Consider the following 16,951-nt stretch of genomic DNA (forward strand, 5'->3'; position numbering starts at 1 on the left):
CGGGAGCAGACCGCCGTCTACCCTACCTGTTCAGTAGCTGCGAAGCAGGTCGACGAGCACGCGGTGCCCGAAGTCGAGCGCGTCGAGCGGCACCCGCTCGTCGACGCCGTGGAACATTCCGGGGAAGTCGAGATCCGCCGGGAGCCGGAGCGGGGCGAACCCGTAGCCGACGATGCCGAGGCGCGCGAGGGACTTGTTGTCGGTGCCACCCGAGAGCAGGTACGGCAGCACCTTCGCTTCGGGATCGAACTTGGCGATGCTCGCCGTCATCGCCTCCACGAGTTCGCCAGTGAACGGGACCTCGAGGCCGATGTCGGAGTGGAGCGTCTCGACCTCGATGTCGTCGCCGACGATCTCGCGCACCAGGTCCATCGTCTGCTGCTGTTCACCTGGGACGGCGCGGATGTCGACGAGGGCCTCCGCAGTGTCGGGAATGACGTTGTGCTTGTAGCCGGCCTTGAGCACCGTCGGATTCGAGGTGTTGCGCAGGCTGGCCTGGATGAACCCCGCACCCTTGCCGGCGCGCAGCACGAGCTGCTCCGGATCGATCTCGTGGGGATCCTCGCCGTAGATCGCGGCGATCTCGTCGATGAGCTCCCTGGTGGTGTCGCAGAGCGCGAGCGGCCACTCGTGGCGGCCGAGCGCCGCGATCGCCTCCGCAAGTCGCGTGATCGCGTTGTCGTGCCAGACACGCGACCCGTGCGCGGCGGTACCCCTGGCGCGCAGGCGAATCCAGTCGAGCGACTTCTCGCCCGTCTGCACGAGGTAGGCACGCTGCCCGCCGAGGTCTACCGAGTACCCGCCGACCTCGCTGATCGCGGTGCCCGCGCCGGCGAAGAGTTCCGGGTGCTCGACGACGAGGTGCTGAGCGCCGTAGACGCCGCCGTTCTCCTCGTCGGCGAAGAACGCGAGGATCACGTCGCGCCTCGGGCGCTCACCGGCGCGCAGCAGCTCGGCGATCGCGGTCAGGATCATGGCGTCCATGTCCTTCATATCGACCGCTCCTCGACCCCAGAGCATCCCGTCCCGAACGACGCCCGCGAACGGGTCGACGGTCCAGTTCTCCGGATCGGCAGGCACGACGTCGAGGTGCCCGTGCAGCACGAGCGCAGGAAGCTCCTGGTTCTCACCTGCCACGCGCGCGACCACGCTCGCGCGCCCGGGATCCGATTCGAAGATGCCCGGTTCCAGACCGAGGCCGCGCAGGTAGTCGGCCACGTACTCCGCGGCCGGCCGTTCCGGGTTCGCGTCTCCGCCGCCCCGGTTGGAGGTGTCGAAGCGGATGAGGTCGCGGGCGATCCGCGCCGTCTCGGACAGTTCGGGTTCGTGCTTCGGATCAGCCGTCGTGTCGTTCGCCATGTGCTCCAGAGTATCGATGATCCCTGACGCGCGGCACCCGGATGACGCCGCGAGGCGCGGTCAGCGGGGCGTTGGAGGAGCGCCGCGGCCCGGCCGGAACACCGACACCGTGGGGTCGCCGTCGATCCAGAACCGCCACGGGAAGGCGGGCCCGCCAGCCTCACCGGCGACGCCGACGCGCGGGCCGGAACGAATGCCCGCCTGCGGCGTCGAAGCGGGCGAGAAGGTAAACGGCGGGGCGAGCAGATCGAGTCCGTCGTGCACCGGGCGTGTGACGCCGAGCGCGGCCGCGAGATTGCCTGGCCCCCTCGCGAGGTGAGCGTCAGGCGGAACAGTGCTCCGGCGCGCGACGCGACGCGCACGGGCGATCTCGATGCCGCGAGTGACGGCTCCGGAGCGGATCAGTACCCCTGACGCGACACCCTCGGGTGAGCAGACCATGTTGATCGCGAAGTGCATGCCGTACGAGAAGTAGACGTAGGCGTGGCCTGGCGGGCCGAACATGGACGCGTTGCGCGGGGTCAGCCGATCCTTGGAGTGCGAACCGGGATCGTAGACGCCCGAGGTCCCCACGCCGTGGTAGGCCTCCACCTCGGTGATGCGGACCTCGACCTCGCCGTCCGGCCCCGCGAGCGCGAGTCGCGCGCCCAGGAGTCGAGGAGCGACTGCGAGGGCGTCGCTCGCGAAGAACGCGCGACCCCCGCCGGGCGAATCACTCACGCGGCTCGCGCTCGGCCTCCGGTGCGCGGGCCTCCGCCTCGGCCTCCTGCGCCGCGACGAGCTCAGCACGCGCCACCTCGAACTTGTCCTCGGCGCGCTGGCGGCGACGCTGCGCGAAGTTCTCTGCACCGTACTTGGTGCGCACTCGATCCTGGGACTCCGCGGCCGCGGTCACGATGTAACTGCTCGCGATGAGGATCACCTGCGCCGACAGGTTGAACCAGAGCAGCAGCGCGATGAGCGCGCCGAAGGTCGCGAGGAGCGGGTTGGAGGTCGCCCCGCGGACGAAGAGCCCGGAGAGCTCCTGCAGGACCGTCAGCCCCACACCGCCGAGCATGGCGCCGGTCCACAGTGCACGGGCGGGCGCCGCGATACCGGACAGCAGGCGGAACACCAGTGCGATCGCGACAGTGTCGATGACGAAGACGACCACGATGCCGAAGACGCGCGTCAGGGTCTGGGCGACGGGACTGCCCTCGCCGATCCCGAGCCACCCCGATACGGTGTCGATCCAGACCGACCCGAGGAACGAGGCTGCCGCCGCGGCGACCAGGAGTCCACCAAAGGCGATCCCGACCATGAGGTTCCGCAGGATCACCCAGATGAACATCTGGGTCTCGGTGACCTGATCGCCGATCACCCGGATCGCGGAGCGCAGGCTGCCGATCGCGCTGATCGCGGCGAAGAGGAGACCGCCCATCGACACGATGCCGGCGATGGTGAAGCCCGTCGGCGCCTCGATATCAGCAGGATCGATGAAGCCAGCGATGCCGGGGATCACCGAATCGAGCGACGTGATGAGTGCCTGCATGGCGTCCGGGTTACCCGCGAGCCAGAGCGCGGCGATCGAGAAACCGAGCAGCACGGCGGCGAACACGCTGAACAGCGCGCGGTAGGTGATGCTGTCGGCGAGCATCGACCCCTTGTGCTCGCTGTAGAGCAGGAAGGCGCGGACGAGCCGCAACTCGAGGGCCCGCGAGATGAGCTTCGGAACGAGGCCGCGCTTCTGTTCTGCCATGCACCCAGACTATCCATCACCTGTGAGCGACCCCAACCGTGGCAGACTGGAACGATGGGTCACACGCGCGTCCTCGGCGGCCCGCTCGCCGCTCTCGCGGGGGCCACCTTCCTCTCCCTCATCAACTACGCGGCACTCATCCCCGTCCTCCCGATGTGGGCTGCCGAGCGCGGAGCTGACGCGTTCGCGGCGGGAACGATCACCAGCGGAATGATGGCGGCGACGGTGGCCGCGCAGTTCCTTATGCCCTGGCTCATGCGATTCGCGCCGCTCCGCTCCCTCCTCATCGCGGGCACACTGCTCCTCGGCGCGCCCACACCCCTCTACCTCGTATCGGACGGATTCACCTGGCTCATGGTGATCACCCTCGTCCGCGGACTCGGCTTCGGTCTCGTCGTGGTCACGGGAGGCGTGCTCGCCGCCGACCTCGCCCCCGAAGGCCGCCTCTCCTCCGCCGTAGCGCTCTACGGATTCGCCACCGCATCGCCGACCGTCGTCGGGCTGGCCGGCGGCGTCTGGGCGTCAGAGCACTTCGGGTTCGGCGCCGTCTTCTGGACCGCGACCGCGACCTCGCTCTCGGCGTGCGCGATCGCACTGCTCATCCCCGGAGCCCTGCACGGACGCTTCACCCTTCCCTCACTCCGGTCCCTGCGGGCCGTATCCGTTCCGATCGTGCTCCTCGTACTCACCGGCAGCGCATTCGGCGCCGTGACGACGTTCCTGCCGCTCTCCGGACCGGATCCAGTCGCTGCCGCGCTGGCACTGCTTCTCGCATCGCTCGCCCTCGTGCTCGGGCGCGTTGCCGTCGGACCCTTCGCCGACCGCATCGGCAGCGGACGGATCCAGTACGGCGCGGCCCTCTCCGTCGCCGCGGGTCTCGGACTCATCGGCGGAGCACTCGATGGCGGGCTCCCGCAGCTCCTCATCGGCTCCGTTCTGCTCGGCGCGGGCTTCGGCGCGTGCCAGAACGACACCTTCGTCGCAACCGTCGATCGCATGAGCGATCGGGGCACCGGCACTGCATCCACGCTCTGGAACATCGGCTACGACGGCGGACTCGGACTCGGCGCATTCGTGCTGGGCGCCGCCATCGGAGCGCTCGGCACCCAGCAGGCCATCCTCGCGCTCGCCGCCGTGATCGGAGGCGCCGCGGCGATCGCCTGGCTCGCCGCGTCGCTCCGGCGCGCTGTTCCCGATCGGGGCCAGCGCACTCCTCGGGACCAGCGCACTCAGGGAGGCGATGCGAGGCGTCGATAGAATCGAGGAGTGAATACTCGCGCGAGCAGCGACGGCCCGGTCGGCCGCGGACGCCCGCGCGTCTCCAGCAAAGAGGTCCTGGAGGAGGCGGCGTGCGAGCTCTTCCTCGAGCAGGGGTACGATGGCACGACGGTCGCGGAGATCGCGCGGCGCGCCGGAGTCAGCCGGGGCACGTTCTTCAACTACTTCCCCGCGAAATCGGACGTCTTCTGGGGCGATCTCGACGACGCCATAGCGTCGCTCCCCACCGCTCTCCGGGCGTCGGACCCGTCGTCCGACGCACGGGCCGCAGTCCGCAGCGGACTCGTACGCCTGGCCGAGGATTTCGGTCCTGACCGGGTGCCCTGGATCCTCACGCAGTTCGAGGCGATGGGCAGTCCGGCCGAGGTCGGCCTGTCGGCGCTCACCCGGATGCACACCGCGGCCGAGACGCTGTCGCAGTTCGTGGCGGAGCGATCGGGAACCACGGCCCGCGACCTCGCCCCGCGGGCGATCGCCTACGCAGCGCTCGGTGAGACGGTCGCTGCAGCCCAGGCCTGGGCAGAACGCGGGCCGGGGCGAGGCCGCCTGAGCGAGCATGTGCTGCGCGCTCAGACGGCGGACTGACCCCCGCGGCGACACCCTTCTCGCGTTGCGGCGATGACGCTGGCGGCGTCCGCGCCTGTGGACGCCACTGCCGCGGCGGTTTCGCGTAGACTGGGGTGGTTGACCATTCCGGCACCGGAGCGCCGATCGCGGACCCGCGAACCGGCCGATCCGCGAGACGGTGCCTCCCCATCGAACCCCGAGTTCACGTCACACTACGGAGCAGCCGCATGAGCGAAATCCCCGACAAGCCCCACCTGGAAGGCCTCGAGTCGAAGTGGGGTGCGGTCTGGGAGCGTGAGGGCGTCTACGCCTTCGCGCGCGACGGGGCCGAGCGCGGCGACGTGTACAGCATCGACACGCCCCCGCCGACGGCGTCGGGGTCGCTGCACGTGGGGCACGTGTTCTCGTACACCCACACCGACACCGTCGCCCGCTTCCAACGTATGCGCGGCAAGCGGGTCTTCTACCCCATGGGGTGGGACGACAACGGCCTGCCGACGGAGCGCCGGGTGCAGAACTACTACGGGGTGCGCTGCGATCCTTCGCTCCCCTACGTCGAGGATTTCGTGCCCCCGCATGACGGAGGAGATGGGAAGAGCGTCAAGGCGGCCGACCAGCAGCCCATCTCGCGACGCAACTTCATCGAGCTGTGTGAGCGGTTGACCGTCGAGGACGAGCGCCAGTTCGAAGATCTGTGGCGCACTCTCGGTCTGTCCGTCGACTGGGCGCAGACCTATCGCACGATCGGCCCAGAGTCGCTGCGCGCGTCGCAGCTCGCGTTCGTCCGCAATGTCGAGCGCGGCGAGGCGTATCAGGCGCAGGCCCCCACGCTCTGGGACGTCACGTTCCGCACCGCCGTCGCCCAGGCCGAACTCGAGGACCGCGAGCAGCCGGGCGCATATCACCAGCTCGCGTTCCACCGCACCGAATCGAGCGCGGCGGTCGGCGAGGGCGACATCCTCATCGATACCACGCGCCCTGAGCTGCTCGCGGCGTGCGTGGCGCTCGTGGCGCATCCGGATGACGAGCGCTACCAGCAGCTCTTCGGCACCACCGTGCGCACCCCCGTCTTCGACGTCGAGGTTCCGGTGCTGGCCCACCACCTCGCCCAGCAGGACAAGGGCACCGGCATCGCCATGATCTGCACCTTCGGCGACGTCAACGACGTCGTCTGGTGGCGTGAACTGCAGCTGCCGAGCCGCTCGATCCTGGGCTTCGACGGCCGCGTCGTCTCCGAAGCGCCCGAGGCGATCACGAGCGAAGCCGGCCGTGAGGCGTACGCTCAGCTCGCCGGGAAGACGGTGTTCAGCGCCAAGAAGGCCATGGTCGAACTGCTGCAGGCCTCGGGTGAACTCATCGGCGATATCCGTCCGATCACCCATCCCGTGAAGTTCTTCGAGAAAGGCGACAAGCCGCTCGAGATCGTATCGACGCGCCAGTGGTACATCGCGAACGGCGCGCGCGATGAGGATCGCCGGGCCCGGCTGCTCGCGCACGGTCGCGAACTCCAGTGGCACCCCGACTTCATGCGCGTGCGCTACGAGAACTGGGTGGAGGGACTGACGGGCGACTGGCTGGTGTCGCGGCAGAGGTTCTTCGGTGTGCCGATCCCCGTCTGGTACCCCCTCGACGCCGAGGGCAACCCGGTGTTCGACTCCCCCATCCTGCCGCGCGAAGAGCAGCTCCCCGTCGATCCGTCGACCGATGCGCCCGAGGGCTACTCCCCCGAGCAGCGCGGAGTCCCCGGCGGCTTCCAGGGCGAGGTCGACGTGATGGACACCTGGGCGACCTCGTCGCTCACGCCGCAGCTCGCCGGAGGGTGGGAGCGGGATCCTGAGCTCTTCGAGCTCGTCTACCCGTACGACCTCCGCCCCCAGGGTCAGGACATCATCAGGACCTGGCTGTTCTCGACGCTCCTGCGCTCCGAGCTGGAGGAGGGTCAGCTTCCCTGGCGTCACGCCGGCATCTCGGGGTGGATCCTCGATCCCGACCGCAAGAAGATGTCGAAGTCGAAGGGCAACGTCGTCACGCCGGCCGGCATGCTCGCGCAGCACGGCTCCGACGCCGTCCGCTACTGGGCAGCATCGGCCAAGCTCGGCACCGATGCGGCGTTCGACCCGCAAAACCCCACGCAGATCAAGATCGGCCGCCGTCTGGCGATCAAGCTCTTGAACGCCGCGAAGTTCACGCTGAACTTCGACGCCACGGGAACGGGCACGGTGACGGAGCCGCTGGACCGCTCGATGCTCACGCGCCTCGCCCGCGTGGTGTCCGAAGCCACGCGCGCCCTCGAATCGTACGACCATGCCCGCGCGCTCGAGCTGACCGAGTCATTCTTCTGGACCTTCTGCGACGACTACCTGGAGCTCGTCAAGGAGCGCGCGCACGGCGCGACCGATGCCGACGACGCCTCCCGGGCCTCCGCCGTCACCGCCCTCCGTGCGGCGCTGTCCGTCTTCATCCGGTTGTTCGCCCCCTACCTCCCGTTCGCGACGGAGGAGACCTGGTCATGGTTCAACGAGGGATCGGTGCACGTCGCCGCCTGGCCGGAGGCGAGTGAGCTCTCGGATCTCGCCGGAGACGCGGATGAGGGTCTTCTCGACCTCGTCGGCGAAGCGCTCATCGGCATCCGCGGGGCGAAATCGGAGGCCAAGGCGTCGCAGCGCACCCCCGTCACCCTCGCGGTCGTGCAGGCATCCGCGAGCGATGTCGAGCGGCTGGAGAGCGCCGGCCACGACCTCGCTGCGGTGGGACGGATCGCCGAGCTCCGCATCGAGAGCGGAGACGTGACGCGTCCGACCGTCTCCGAGATCGCCCTCGAGACCCCGGAGGCATGACCGTGAGACTCGGGGTGCGATGGACGGCGGGAGCAGCGCCGCACGAGAGCGTTCCCGCCGTGCTGCACGACGCGATCACCGCTCAGGATGCCGAGCACCCCGAGGCCAGCGCCTGGACGCTCACGTGGCTGGAGGGCCGCGCACGGTGCGAGCTCGACGACCTCGTGCGCGTCGCACAGGATCACGACGGATCGGTCTCCGTTGTCCGATTGGGCGATGAGACCGATGAACCGGACGACGACGATTGGCTGGGCGCGTGAGCGCCGCACGAGCGTGGCGCGCACGCTCCGCGCGCACGCTGCCCGTCTTCCTCGTCGCGGGGCTGCTCGGCGCCTCCCTCGCCGGGTGCGCGCCGGAACCCGATGAAGTCGCGGGAGCACCGGAGAAGGGCTCCCCCGCCCCCGAAGAGTCGAGCTGGTCGGAACCGGAGACCGAGTTCGACCCGAACGTCAAGTCGACCGAGCTCCCCGACGGGTTCCCCTCCGCGGCGTTCCCCCTGCCCGAGGACGCGACGATCGACGACGCCGGGGCTCGGAGCGAGTTCGAATGGTACGTCGTGCTACGCGCGGCGGACGGGACGCAGGCGGACGCCCTGTGGGATCGGATCATCGAGGACGGCGCCTACGCCGTCGACGATGAGTCGCAGAACGACGACGGCGGACGCAGCGCCCTGCTGATCAACGACGAACTCACGGTCTCCGCCACCACCATTCCCGAGGATGACGGCTCAGTGCTGCTCTCCTACGACCTGAGCAGCGGGGACCCGGACGCCGAGTAGCGTTACCCGATGACGCGCGGGCGAGGGGACCTCGAGCGCTGAACCTCAGGCGCCGCGCACGGCCGGGGGTCTCAGGCGCTGCGCAATGCCCTGAGTCAGGCGCTGCGCTCGGCGCGCGACTGCAGCATCCTCGGCGGTGCCTCGCCCCTGACCGACTCCGCAGTGACGATCACCCTGGTGATGTCGTCGGACGACGGCACCTCGAACATGATGGGACCGAGCAAGTTCTCGAGGATCGCGCGCAGTCCGCGCGCCCCGGTCTTTCGCTCCACCGCGAGCTCCGCGATCGCCTCGAGCGCCTCATCCTCGAACTCGAGGCCCACGCCATCGATCTCGAAGATCCGCTGATACTGCTTCACGAGCGCGTTCTTCGGCTCGCTGAGGATGCGCTTCAGGGCGTCGACGTCGAGGGGATCCACTGTGGCGACCACCGGCAGACGGCCGATGAACTCGGGGATGAGGCCGAACTTGTGGAGGTCCTCCGGCTGCACCTCAGCGAAGAAGTCGGCCTCGTCGCGCTTGTTCGGGAGCGGTGCGCCGAAGCCGACGCCGCCCTTCCCCATCCGCGTGGCCACGATGTCTTCGAGTCCGGAGAAAGCTCCCGCCACGATGAACAGCACGTTCGTCGTGTCCAGCTGAATGAACTCCTGATTGGGGTGCTTGCGGCCGCCCTGCGGGGGGATCGACGCGACGGTGCCCTCGAGGATCTTGAGCAGTGCCTGCTGCACGCCCTCACCCGAGACATCTCGGGTGATCGACGGGTTCTCGGCCTTCCGCGAGATCTTGTCGATCTCGTCGATGTAGATGATCCCCGTCTCGGCGCGCTGGACATCGAAGTCAGCGGCCTGCAGCAGCTTCAAGAGGATGTTCTCGACATCCTCACCCACATACCCGGCCTCGGTCAGCGCCGTCGCATCCGCGACGGCGAACGGAACGTTCAGCTGGCGCGCGAGAGACTGCGCGAGATACGTTTTACCACAGCCCGTCGGACCGACCATCAGGATGTTCGACTTGGCGATCTCTACTTCATCGGCCGCGGCCTCGGCACTCGTGAGCGCCTTCCTGGCGCGAACCCGCTTGTAGTGGTTGTACACGGCAACCGCGAGCGACTGCTTCGCGCGATCCTGCCCGATCACGTACTGGTCGAGGAACTCGGCGATTTTGCGGGGCCGGTGCAGCGTGAAATCGGAGGGGTCTGCTTCTGCGTGCTGCTCGGCGAGCCGCTCCTCGATGATCTCGTTGCAGAGAGCGACGCACTCATCGCAAATGTAGATCTGCGGCCCGGCGATGAGCTGCTGCACCTGCTTCTGCGACTTTCCGCAGAATGAGCACTTCAGCAACTCGCTGCTCTCGATCTTCGCCATTCAGAGGCCCCCCTCACACTTCCGGCCAACGTTCACGAGCCTAGCCGTCACCCCTGACAACAGGGCCTGAGACTCGCCGAAGGGCCCCGGGACACCGTAAGCGGGTGTCCCGGGGCCCTCACAAATCACACGGCCTGAGGATTCTTCCGACTCGTCAGTACCTGATCGACGAGGCCGTAGTCCATGGCCTCCTGGGCGCTGAGGATCTTGTCGCGATCGATGTCGCGATTCACTTCCTCGGGCGATCGCTTCGAGTGCTTCGACAGCGTCTCCTCGAGCCACTCCCGCATGCGCAGGATCTCGGCCGCCTGGATCTCGATGTCGGACGCCTGCCCGTGCCCGGCCTGGCCGGTCGAGGGCTGGTGGATCAGCACGCGGGCGTTCGGCAGTGCGAGACGCTTACCCGGCGTGCCGCCTGCGAGCAGGACCGCTGCGGCCGAAGCCGCCTGACCGAGGCAGACCGTCTGCACGTGTGGACGGATGTACTGCATCGTGTCGTAGATCGCCGTCATGGCGGTGAACGAGCCACCTGGCGAATTGATGTACATCGTGATGTCACGCTCGGGATCCTGGCTCTCCAGGACCAGCAGCTGAGCCATCACGTCGTCCGCCGAGGCATCGTCGACCTGCACGCCGAGGAAGATGATGCGATCCTCGAACAGCTTCGCGTACGGATCCTGGCGCTTGAAGCCGTACGCCGTACGCTCCTCGAACGAGGGCAGCACGTAGCGGGACTCTGGCATCATGAGGCCGGCTCCCCCGGCCCGGGGCATTTCACGCGTCATCTGCGATTCATTCACTTTCTCTGTCGCCTACTTCCCAGTTCCGCCGCCGCCGACCACGTCACTGGCCGACTCGCGGATGAAATCGACGAACCCGTACTCGAGCGCCTCGGTTGCGGTGAACCAGCGGTCGCGGTCCCCGTCCTCGTTGATCTGCTCGACGGACTTGCCCGTCTGCGCTGCAGTGATCTCGGCCAGGCGGTTCTTCATCGAGGTGATGAGCTGCGCCTGCGTCTGGATGTCACTCGCCGTACCACCGAATCCGCCGTGCGGCTGGTGCAGCAGCACCCGCGCATTCGGGGTGATGTAGCGCTTGCCGCGCGTGCCTGCGGTGAGCAGGAACTGACCCATCGAGGCCGCCATGCCGATCCCGACGGTCACAATGTCGTTCGGCACGAAGGACATCGTGTCGTAGATGGCCATGCCAGCGGTGATCGAGCCACCGGGCGAGTTGATGTAGAGATAGATGTCGGCCTCGGGGTCCTCTGCCGCGAGGAGAAGGATCTTGGCGCAGATCTCGTTCGCGTTATCGTCGCGGACCTCTGAGCCGAGCCAGATGATGCGATCCTTGAGCAGTCGCTCGAACACGCTGTTCGGCTGCTGTGGCGTCTGTTCTGCCATTCGGCGCTCCATTCGTGATTGACTGATTCGAGAGTACCGATTCCGGGGCGTCTCCGTGGCCGTGTTCGCCCTGGGCACACCGGCCGGAGAACGAACGATCCCCCGTCCGCAGTGCGGTCCGGGGGATCTATCTCGCGACGAGCGCGCAGGGAGCGGAGACTACTCCGCCTTCTGCTCCTCGGCCTGGTCTTCGGCTGCCGACTCGTCGGCGCCGTCCTCTTCGACGTCGGGCTCATCCGCGTCGACGGCGGTGAACTCGGACAGATCGACGGCGTTGCCGTCCTTGTCGACGACCTTCGCCTTGCCGAGCGCGACCGCGAGGGCCTTGTTGCGCGTGACCTCGCCGACGATCAGGCCCATCTGGTTGCCCTGGCTGATCGCCTGCAGGAACTGGGCCGGCTCCATGCCGTACTGCTGCGCCGACGAGAAGATGTACTGCGAGAGCTCCGCCTGGGTCGGGGTGACACCCTCGGCCTCGACGATGGCGTCGAGGAGGAGCTGGAGCTGGATCTGCTTCTCGCTCGAGACGCGGACCTCGGCACGGTGCTCGTCGTCCTCGAGACGGCCCTCGTTCTCGAGGTGGCGGTGCACCTCTTCCTCCACGAGCTCCTCGGAGACCGGGATGCCGGCCTGCTCGATGAGCGTCTCGGTGAAGAGGTCGCGCGCCTGCTGACCCTGCGCGAACACGGCGGTCTTCGCCGCCTGCTCGGCCAGGCTCTCGCGGAGCTCTGCGATGGTGTCGAACTCGCTGGCCATCTGGGCGAACTCGTCGTCGGCCTCGGGCAGCTCGCGCTCCTTCACGGCGGTGACGGTCAGTTCAACCTCGGCCTCCTGGCCCTCGTACTCGCCGCCGAGCAGCTGGGAGGTGAAGGTGGTGGTCTCGCCCGCCGTGAGCGTCTCGACGGCCTCATCGGTGCCCTCGAGCAGGTTGCCAGCGCCGACCTCGTAGGAGACGCCCTCGGCCTGATCGACGGACTCGCCGTCGATCCGCGCGACGAGGTCCAGATCGACGAAGTCGCCGCGTGCTGCAGCGCGCTCGACCGTGACGAGAGTACCGAAGCGCTCGCGGAGCTTGGTGAGCTCGGCCTCGACGGCATCGTCGTCGATCTCGGCATTGTCGACGGTCAGCTCGATGCCGTCGTAGTTCGGCAGCTCGAACTCGGGGCGGGCCTCGACCTCGAACACGAGATCGAGCGTCGCCTCGGGGTCCTTCGCGTCGGGCCACTGGGCCACGTCAGCGGTGGGGCGGCCCATCGGACGGGTCTCCGTCTCAGCGACGGCAGCCTGGTAGAACTCGTCGAGCGAGGAGTTCACGGCCTCCTGGACGACGGCCTCGCGGCCCACGCGCTGGTCGATGATCGGTGCGGGAACCTTGCCCTTGCGGAACCCGGGAATCGAGACCTGCTCCGAGATGGACTGGTAGGCGCGCTTCAGGTGCGGCTCGAGCTCGTCCATGGTCACGGACACGGTCAGCTTGACGCGGGTCGGATTGAGCTTCTCGGCGTTCGTCTTCGGCAATTTGGCCTCTCATCGTCGGAAATCTTGCGGGTACGTGCGGGTCACGGCCTGCATCGGGCCGGGTGACCCTGGTCGGGGCGACAGGATTCGAACCTGCGACCTCCCGCTCCCAAAGCGGGCGCTCTAGCCAAGCTGAGCTACGCCCCGAAACCCGTGAGTATCGGTATTCAGTAACGCGACCAGCCGCGCAACCTGAGCAAGTCTAGCCGAAAGCGGCGGAAATTCGCTCATCGCGCCGCTCCGGCGTCGAATGCCGCCGCGACCGCGCACGAGAGGGCCCCGAAAGGCCGGGCGACCGGATCGCCCCGACTGGAAGAAAAGTGGAGGGGATGACGGGAATCGAACCCGCGTAATCAGTTTGGAAGACTGAGGCTCTACCATTGAGCTACATCCCCGTTGCGCCTCACGGACGCGTGCCGGAGCACCTGTTCGATCATAGTGCATCCCGCGACCGGGAAGCACATCGCCGAGTCAGTCGCGTGTCGCGGCGCGATGTCCGTCGGTGTAATCGGCGTACACCGCGCTGTTCTCGCGCACCGCAGCGCGATCCTCGTCGCGGAGCTCGCGCACCACACGCCCCGGCACCCCGGCGACGAGCGAGCGCGGAGGAATCTCGACGCCCTGCGCCACGAGCGCACCCGCCGCCACGAGGGAACCCTCGCCGATGACCGCTCCGCTCAGCACCGTCGCGTTCATCCCGATGAGGCATCCGTTCTCGACAACAGCCCCGTGCACGACGGCGTTGTGGCCGATCGAGACGTCGTCCCCGATGACGGCGGCTCCCGATCCGTCTCCGCGTTGAGCGTGGATGACCACGCCGTCCTGCACGTTCGTCCGAGCACCGATCGTCACCGAGTTCGCGTCGCCGCGCACGACGGCGTTGTACCAGACACTGCTCTCGGCGCCGATCCGCACGTCGCCGACGATGACCGACCCCGGAGCGAGCCAGACGCTATCGTCGATGTCCGGCTCACCGTACGCCGGCACTCCGATCACGCGGGCGTGATGATCCTGCCCCATTGCACGCCTCTCTCGATACGAAAAAGCCCCTACCGCGACGGTAGGGGCTCTGTCCGCTCCCCCGGCTGGGCTCGAACCAGCGACATCCTGATTAACAGTCAAGCGCTCTGCCAACTGAGCTACAGGGGATCATTGCCTCAGCAACTCATCTATCGTAGCAAGCCGAATCCGCGCCCTGCAAATCGACCTGCGGGTCGTGCACAGATGCTGCGGCGCGGACGTTCCGCGGGCGCTATTCCTCGGCGATCTCGTCGTATGCGGTACTCCGCAGGGCCTGCGCGAGCCGCTGAACATAGCCGTGGTCGGCCCGCCGGAAGATGTCGTTGATGTCGCCCTGGCCGACGAGCCGCCCCTCCTGCATCACGAGCACATCCTGTCCGAGTGCCTCGAGCATCCCAATGTCGTGGCTGATAAGCATCATGGTGGCGTCGGCCCGCTCGCGATACCAGCGAAGGAGGTCCACGATCTTCGGACGATTGTTCGCGTCGACGCCGAGGGTCGGCTCGTCAGCGAAGTAGACCGGCGGGTCGAGCATCAGGGACTGCATCACGGCGACCCGCTGCCGCTGCCCCTTCGACAGCTCGTACGGGTACTCCTGGAGTTTGCTGAGGGGCAGCGCGACGATGTCCATCATCTCGGCGATCTGCTCCCCGAGCAGCTCGCGGTCGAAATGCTTGCTGCGTTCGGCGATGGGGTTCACCAGGATGTCGCCGACGTTGAGGTCGGGCGGCAACGTCGCCCCGGCATCCTGCGCAAGATAGCCGGCGTACGCCGTGAGTCTCGCGTGCGTGCGCCGGCTCTGCCGCCGGAGCGGGACGCCCAGCACGCTCGCCGCGCCTCCCGTGAGCCGGATCCGCGAGTTCTTCTCCCCCACGTCCTTCGCGCGCCCGGCGAGGAAACGCGTGAGGGTCGATTTGCCCGACCCGCTCTCTCCGAGCAGGGCGACAACGTTGCCCTTCGGCACCGTGAAGCTGATGCCCTCGACGGCGTGGAAGGCGCGACCTCCCGCGTGAGCCGGGTAGGTCAGCGATACATCGGACGCCATGATGGCTGGATCGGCGGCAACGTCGGGGTGGGCCACGCTCTGCCTCCTTGGGGACGGTGCGGTCGGACCCTGTCAGCCTATTGCACGCTCGGCGCGCTGCCCGGTAGCCGTGCGGTGCGTCACCACTCGACGACGATCGTCACTGTTCCGCGTCGCGGAGGCCGCGTCGCGCCATTTCGAGTGCCACGAGCTGCTGCTGGATCCGGCGGGACCCCTCGTCCGCGGAATCGCCGATGCGCTGCATCCGCGCCACGAGTTCCGCCTTGAGCGAGACGAGATCGCGATCGAGCAGCGAGATGACGACATCGCGACTGTAAGCGGCGACCCGCTTGGGATCCTTCGAGGGAATCGGCGCGACGGCGAGCTCCCGGACGAGTCCGCGGAAGCGTTCGGGCACCTGTCCCGCGATGCGGTCGATCCACCCGTCCCGCACCTCGCCGGCCTCGTCACCGAGTGCCGCGGCGATTCCGTCGCGCACCACGCGCAGGTTCGGCTCCGTGACCTGGGCCGTCACCGCCTGCGACATGAGGTCGTCGCCGACGCTGTCACGATGCTGGATCATGGCCTGCAGCGCGTCCCGCTCCAGCCAGGTGCGCGGCGAGCTCTGCAGGGTCGCCAGCCCGATGCGCGGCGCCTGCGGGGCGGCGCCAGGGTCCGCCTGGGGCGGAGGAACACGCTCGGTGTCTGCCCGCGCGCCCGCCTGCGCCGCCGAGCGGACGGCAGCCTGCGCCTCGCCGAGGTCGACGCCGATCATGCGGGCCAGCTCGCGCGCGTACCCCGGCCGCATTGAGGGGTCCTTGATGTTCGCCACGATCGGCGCCGCCTCGCGCAGCGCGGCGACCCGGCCGGCGACCGAGTTCAGGTCGAACCTGCCGACCGCTTGGCGCAGCGCGAACTCGAACAGTGGCTGCTTGCGGGTGAAGAGCTCGCGGAGCGCCTCATCTCCGCGGTGGAGCCGCAGGTCGGACGGGTCGAGCCCGTCTGGCGCCACGGCAATGTAGGTCTGACCGCTGAACCGCTTCTCCTCGCTGAATGCGCGGAGCGCCGCCTTCTGACCGGCCTCGTCCGGGTCGAAGGTGAAGATGACCTCGGCGGCCGAGTCATCTCCCATCATGCGACGGAGCATCGTGATGTGATCGGCGCCGAAGGCGGTGCCGCAGGTGGCGATGGCCGTGTCGACTCCCGAGAGATGACAGGCCATGACGTCGGTGTATCCCTCGACGACGACGGCGCGGTGCCCGCGCGCGATCGCCCGCTTCGCCTGGTCGATCCCGTAAAGTACGCGCGCCTTGTGGTAGACGGGCGTTTCCGGCGTGTTCAGATACTTCGGGCCGTTGTCGTCGTCGTAGAGCTTGCGGGCGCCGAACCCGAGGGTCTGCCCGCTGGTGTCGCGGATCGGCCAGACGATCCGGCCGCGGAACCGGTCGTAGACCCCGCGGTTGCCCGAGGAGACGAGCCCAGCCTGGAGGAGTTCGTCTCGGGTGTACCCCTGGCCGGTGAGGTGGTTCGTGAGCCCGTCCCACCCGCGCGGGGCATACCCCACGCCGAACGTCGCGCAGGCCTCCCCGTCGAACCCGCGATCGGTGAGGAACCGCCTGGCGAAGCCGCCCTCCTCGCTGCCGAGCTGCGCAACGTAGAACGCGGCGGCGGCCTGATTCGCCGCGAGCAGTCGTGCCCGGTTGGGGCCCTCTTCCCTGCGCCCCGTGCCGCCCTCCTCGTAGGTGAGGACGACATTGGCGCGGGCCGCGAGGCGCTCCACCGACTCCGAGAACGTGAGGTGGTCCATGCGCTGGAGGAACGTGAAGGCGTCGCCGGACTCGCCGCAGCCGAAGCAGTGGTAGTAGCCGAGCGCCGGGCGCACGTGGAAGCTCGGACTGCGCTCGTCGTGGAACGGGCACAGCCCCTTCATCGAGTCGGCCCCGGCGTTCTTCAGCGCAACGTAGTCGCCGACGAGATCGGCGAGGTTGGTGCGACGCTTGACCTCTTCGATGTCGCTCGCCCGGATCCGCCCTGCCATATCGGCTTAGTGTACCGCTCTGGAGCC

The 16,951-nt window shown here is 68.2% G+C and carries 15 protein-coding genes and 3 tRNA genes; 5 read left to right on the forward strand and 13 right to left on the reverse strand.

Annotation, left to right across the window (positions count from 1 at the left end; translation table 11 throughout):
- Positions 1-30 precede the first annotated feature (30 nt).
- From K8P10_RS08360 to K8P10_RS08370, 3 genes are read right to left on the reverse strand one after another with little or no spacing between them, the layout of a single operon-like run.
- The gene (locus K8P10_RS08360; protein ID WP_224778487.1) at positions 31-1,359 is read right to left on the reverse strand and encodes a M20/M25/M40 family metallo-hydrolase; all 1,329 of its coding nucleotides are present in this window, start codon (positions 1,357-1,359) and stop codon (positions 31-33) included.
- A 60-nt stretch (positions 1,360-1,419) separates the two neighbouring features.
- On the reverse strand, positions 1,420-2,079 hold the full coding sequence (locus tag K8P10_RS08365) for a DNA-3-methyladenine glycosylase (protein WP_224778488.1): 660 nt from the start codon (positions 2,077-2,079) through the stop codon (positions 1,420-1,422).
- Positions 2,072-3,097: a YihY/virulence factor BrkB family protein gene (locus K8P10_RS08370; RefSeq protein WP_224778489.1), complete on the reverse strand. Its 1,026-nt coding sequence runs from the start codon at positions 3,095-3,097 to the stop codon at positions 2,072-2,074. Before K8P10_RS08370 ends, K8P10_RS08365 begins: the two co-directional genes overlap by 8 nt.
- A 54-nt stretch (positions 3,098-3,151) precedes the next feature.
- On the opposite strand from K8P10_RS08370, the gene K8P10_RS08375 reads away from it, so the two are divergent.
- The 5 genes from K8P10_RS08375 to K8P10_RS08395 all read left to right on the forward strand — a co-directional run bounded on the left by K8P10_RS08375 (position 3,152) and on the right by K8P10_RS08395 (position 8,557).
- A complete protein-coding gene (locus K8P10_RS08375) occupies positions 3,152-4,354 on the forward strand; it encodes an MFS transporter (RefSeq protein ID WP_224778490.1) in 1,203 nt (400 codons plus the stop codon).
- 9 nt (positions 4,355-4,363) lie between these two features.
- The gene (locus K8P10_RS08380) at positions 4,364-4,960 is read left to right on the forward strand and encodes a TetR family transcriptional regulator (RefSeq protein WP_224778491.1); all 597 of its coding nucleotides are present in this window, start codon (positions 4,364-4,366) and stop codon (positions 4,958-4,960) included.
- A 209-nt stretch (positions 4,961-5,169) separates the two neighbouring features.
- Positions 5,170-7,779: a valine--tRNA ligase gene (valS, locus tag K8P10_RS08385; protein ID WP_224778492.1), complete on the forward strand. Its 2,610-nt coding sequence runs from the start codon at positions 5,170-5,172 to the stop codon at positions 7,777-7,779.
- Positions 7,776-8,039 (forward strand): Fe-S oxidoreductase, encoded by a 264-nt coding sequence (locus tag K8P10_RS08390; protein ID WP_224778493.1) that lies wholly within the window; start codon positions 7,776-7,778, stop codon positions 8,037-8,039. Before valS ends, K8P10_RS08390 begins: the two co-directional genes overlap by 4 nt.
- Positions 8,036-8,557 carry a hypothetical protein gene (locus K8P10_RS08395; RefSeq protein ID WP_224778494.1) on the forward strand — a complete coding sequence of 174 codons (522 nt, stop codon included), beginning with the start codon at positions 8,036-8,038 and terminating at the stop codon, positions 8,555-8,557. The genes K8P10_RS08390 and K8P10_RS08395 overlap by 4 nt, the downstream gene beginning before the upstream one ends.
- 95 nt (positions 8,558-8,652) lie before the next feature.
- Here K8P10_RS08395 and clpX read toward each other — a convergent pair whose 3' ends face one another.
- From clpX to dnaG, 10 genes are all read right to left on the reverse strand, one after another.
- Entirely contained in the window at positions 8,653-9,921 is a 1,269-nt protein-coding gene (gene clpX, locus K8P10_RS08400; protein ID WP_224778495.1) for an ATP-dependent Clp protease ATP-binding subunit ClpX, read from the reverse strand.
- A gap of 125 nt (positions 9,922-10,046) precedes the next feature.
- Positions 10,047-10,706: an ATP-dependent Clp protease proteolytic subunit gene (locus K8P10_RS08405; RefSeq protein WP_224778496.1), complete on the reverse strand. Its 660-nt coding sequence runs from the start codon at positions 10,704-10,706 to the stop codon at positions 10,047-10,049.
- A gap of 27 nt (positions 10,707-10,733) precedes the next feature.
- Positions 10,734-11,336 carry an ATP-dependent Clp protease proteolytic subunit gene (locus K8P10_RS08410; protein WP_224778497.1) on the reverse strand — a complete coding sequence of 201 codons (603 nt, stop codon included), beginning with the start codon at positions 11,334-11,336 and terminating at the stop codon, positions 10,734-10,736.
- Positions 11,337-11,483: 147 nt separating this feature from the next.
- A complete protein-coding gene (gene tig / locus K8P10_RS08415) occupies positions 11,484-12,779 on the reverse strand; it encodes a trigger factor (protein ID WP_370632003.1) in 1,296 nt (431 codons plus the stop codon).
- Between the two features lie 132 nt (positions 12,780-12,911).
- A tRNA-Pro gene (locus tag K8P10_RS08420) sits at positions 12,912-12,989 on the reverse strand.
- 174 nt (positions 12,990-13,163) lie between these two features.
- Positions 13,164-13,237, reverse strand: a tRNA-Gly gene (locus K8P10_RS08425).
- 76 nt (positions 13,238-13,313) lie between these two features.
- The gene (locus K8P10_RS08430) at positions 13,314-13,862 is read right to left on the reverse strand and encodes a gamma carbonic anhydrase family protein (protein WP_224778499.1); all 549 of its coding nucleotides are present in this window, start codon (positions 13,860-13,862) and stop codon (positions 13,314-13,316) included.
- Between the two features lie 56 nt (positions 13,863-13,918).
- A tRNA-Asn gene (locus tag K8P10_RS08435) sits at positions 13,919-13,991 on the reverse strand.
- Between the two features lie 103 nt (positions 13,992-14,094).
- A complete protein-coding gene (locus K8P10_RS08440; protein ID WP_224778500.1) occupies positions 14,095-14,943 on the reverse strand; it encodes an ABC transporter ATP-binding protein in 849 nt (282 codons plus the stop codon).
- Between the two features lie 103 nt (positions 14,944-15,046).
- On the reverse strand, positions 15,047-16,924 hold the full coding sequence (dnaG, locus tag K8P10_RS08445) for a DNA primase (protein WP_224778501.1): 1,878 nt from the start codon (positions 16,922-16,924) through the stop codon (positions 15,047-15,049).
- Positions 16,925-16,951: the final 27 nt, after the last annotated feature.

Source organism: Leucobacter sp. Psy1, from assembly GCF_020096995.1.
Lineage (GTDB): Bacteria > Actinomycetota > Actinomycetes > Actinomycetales > Microbacteriaceae > Leucobacter.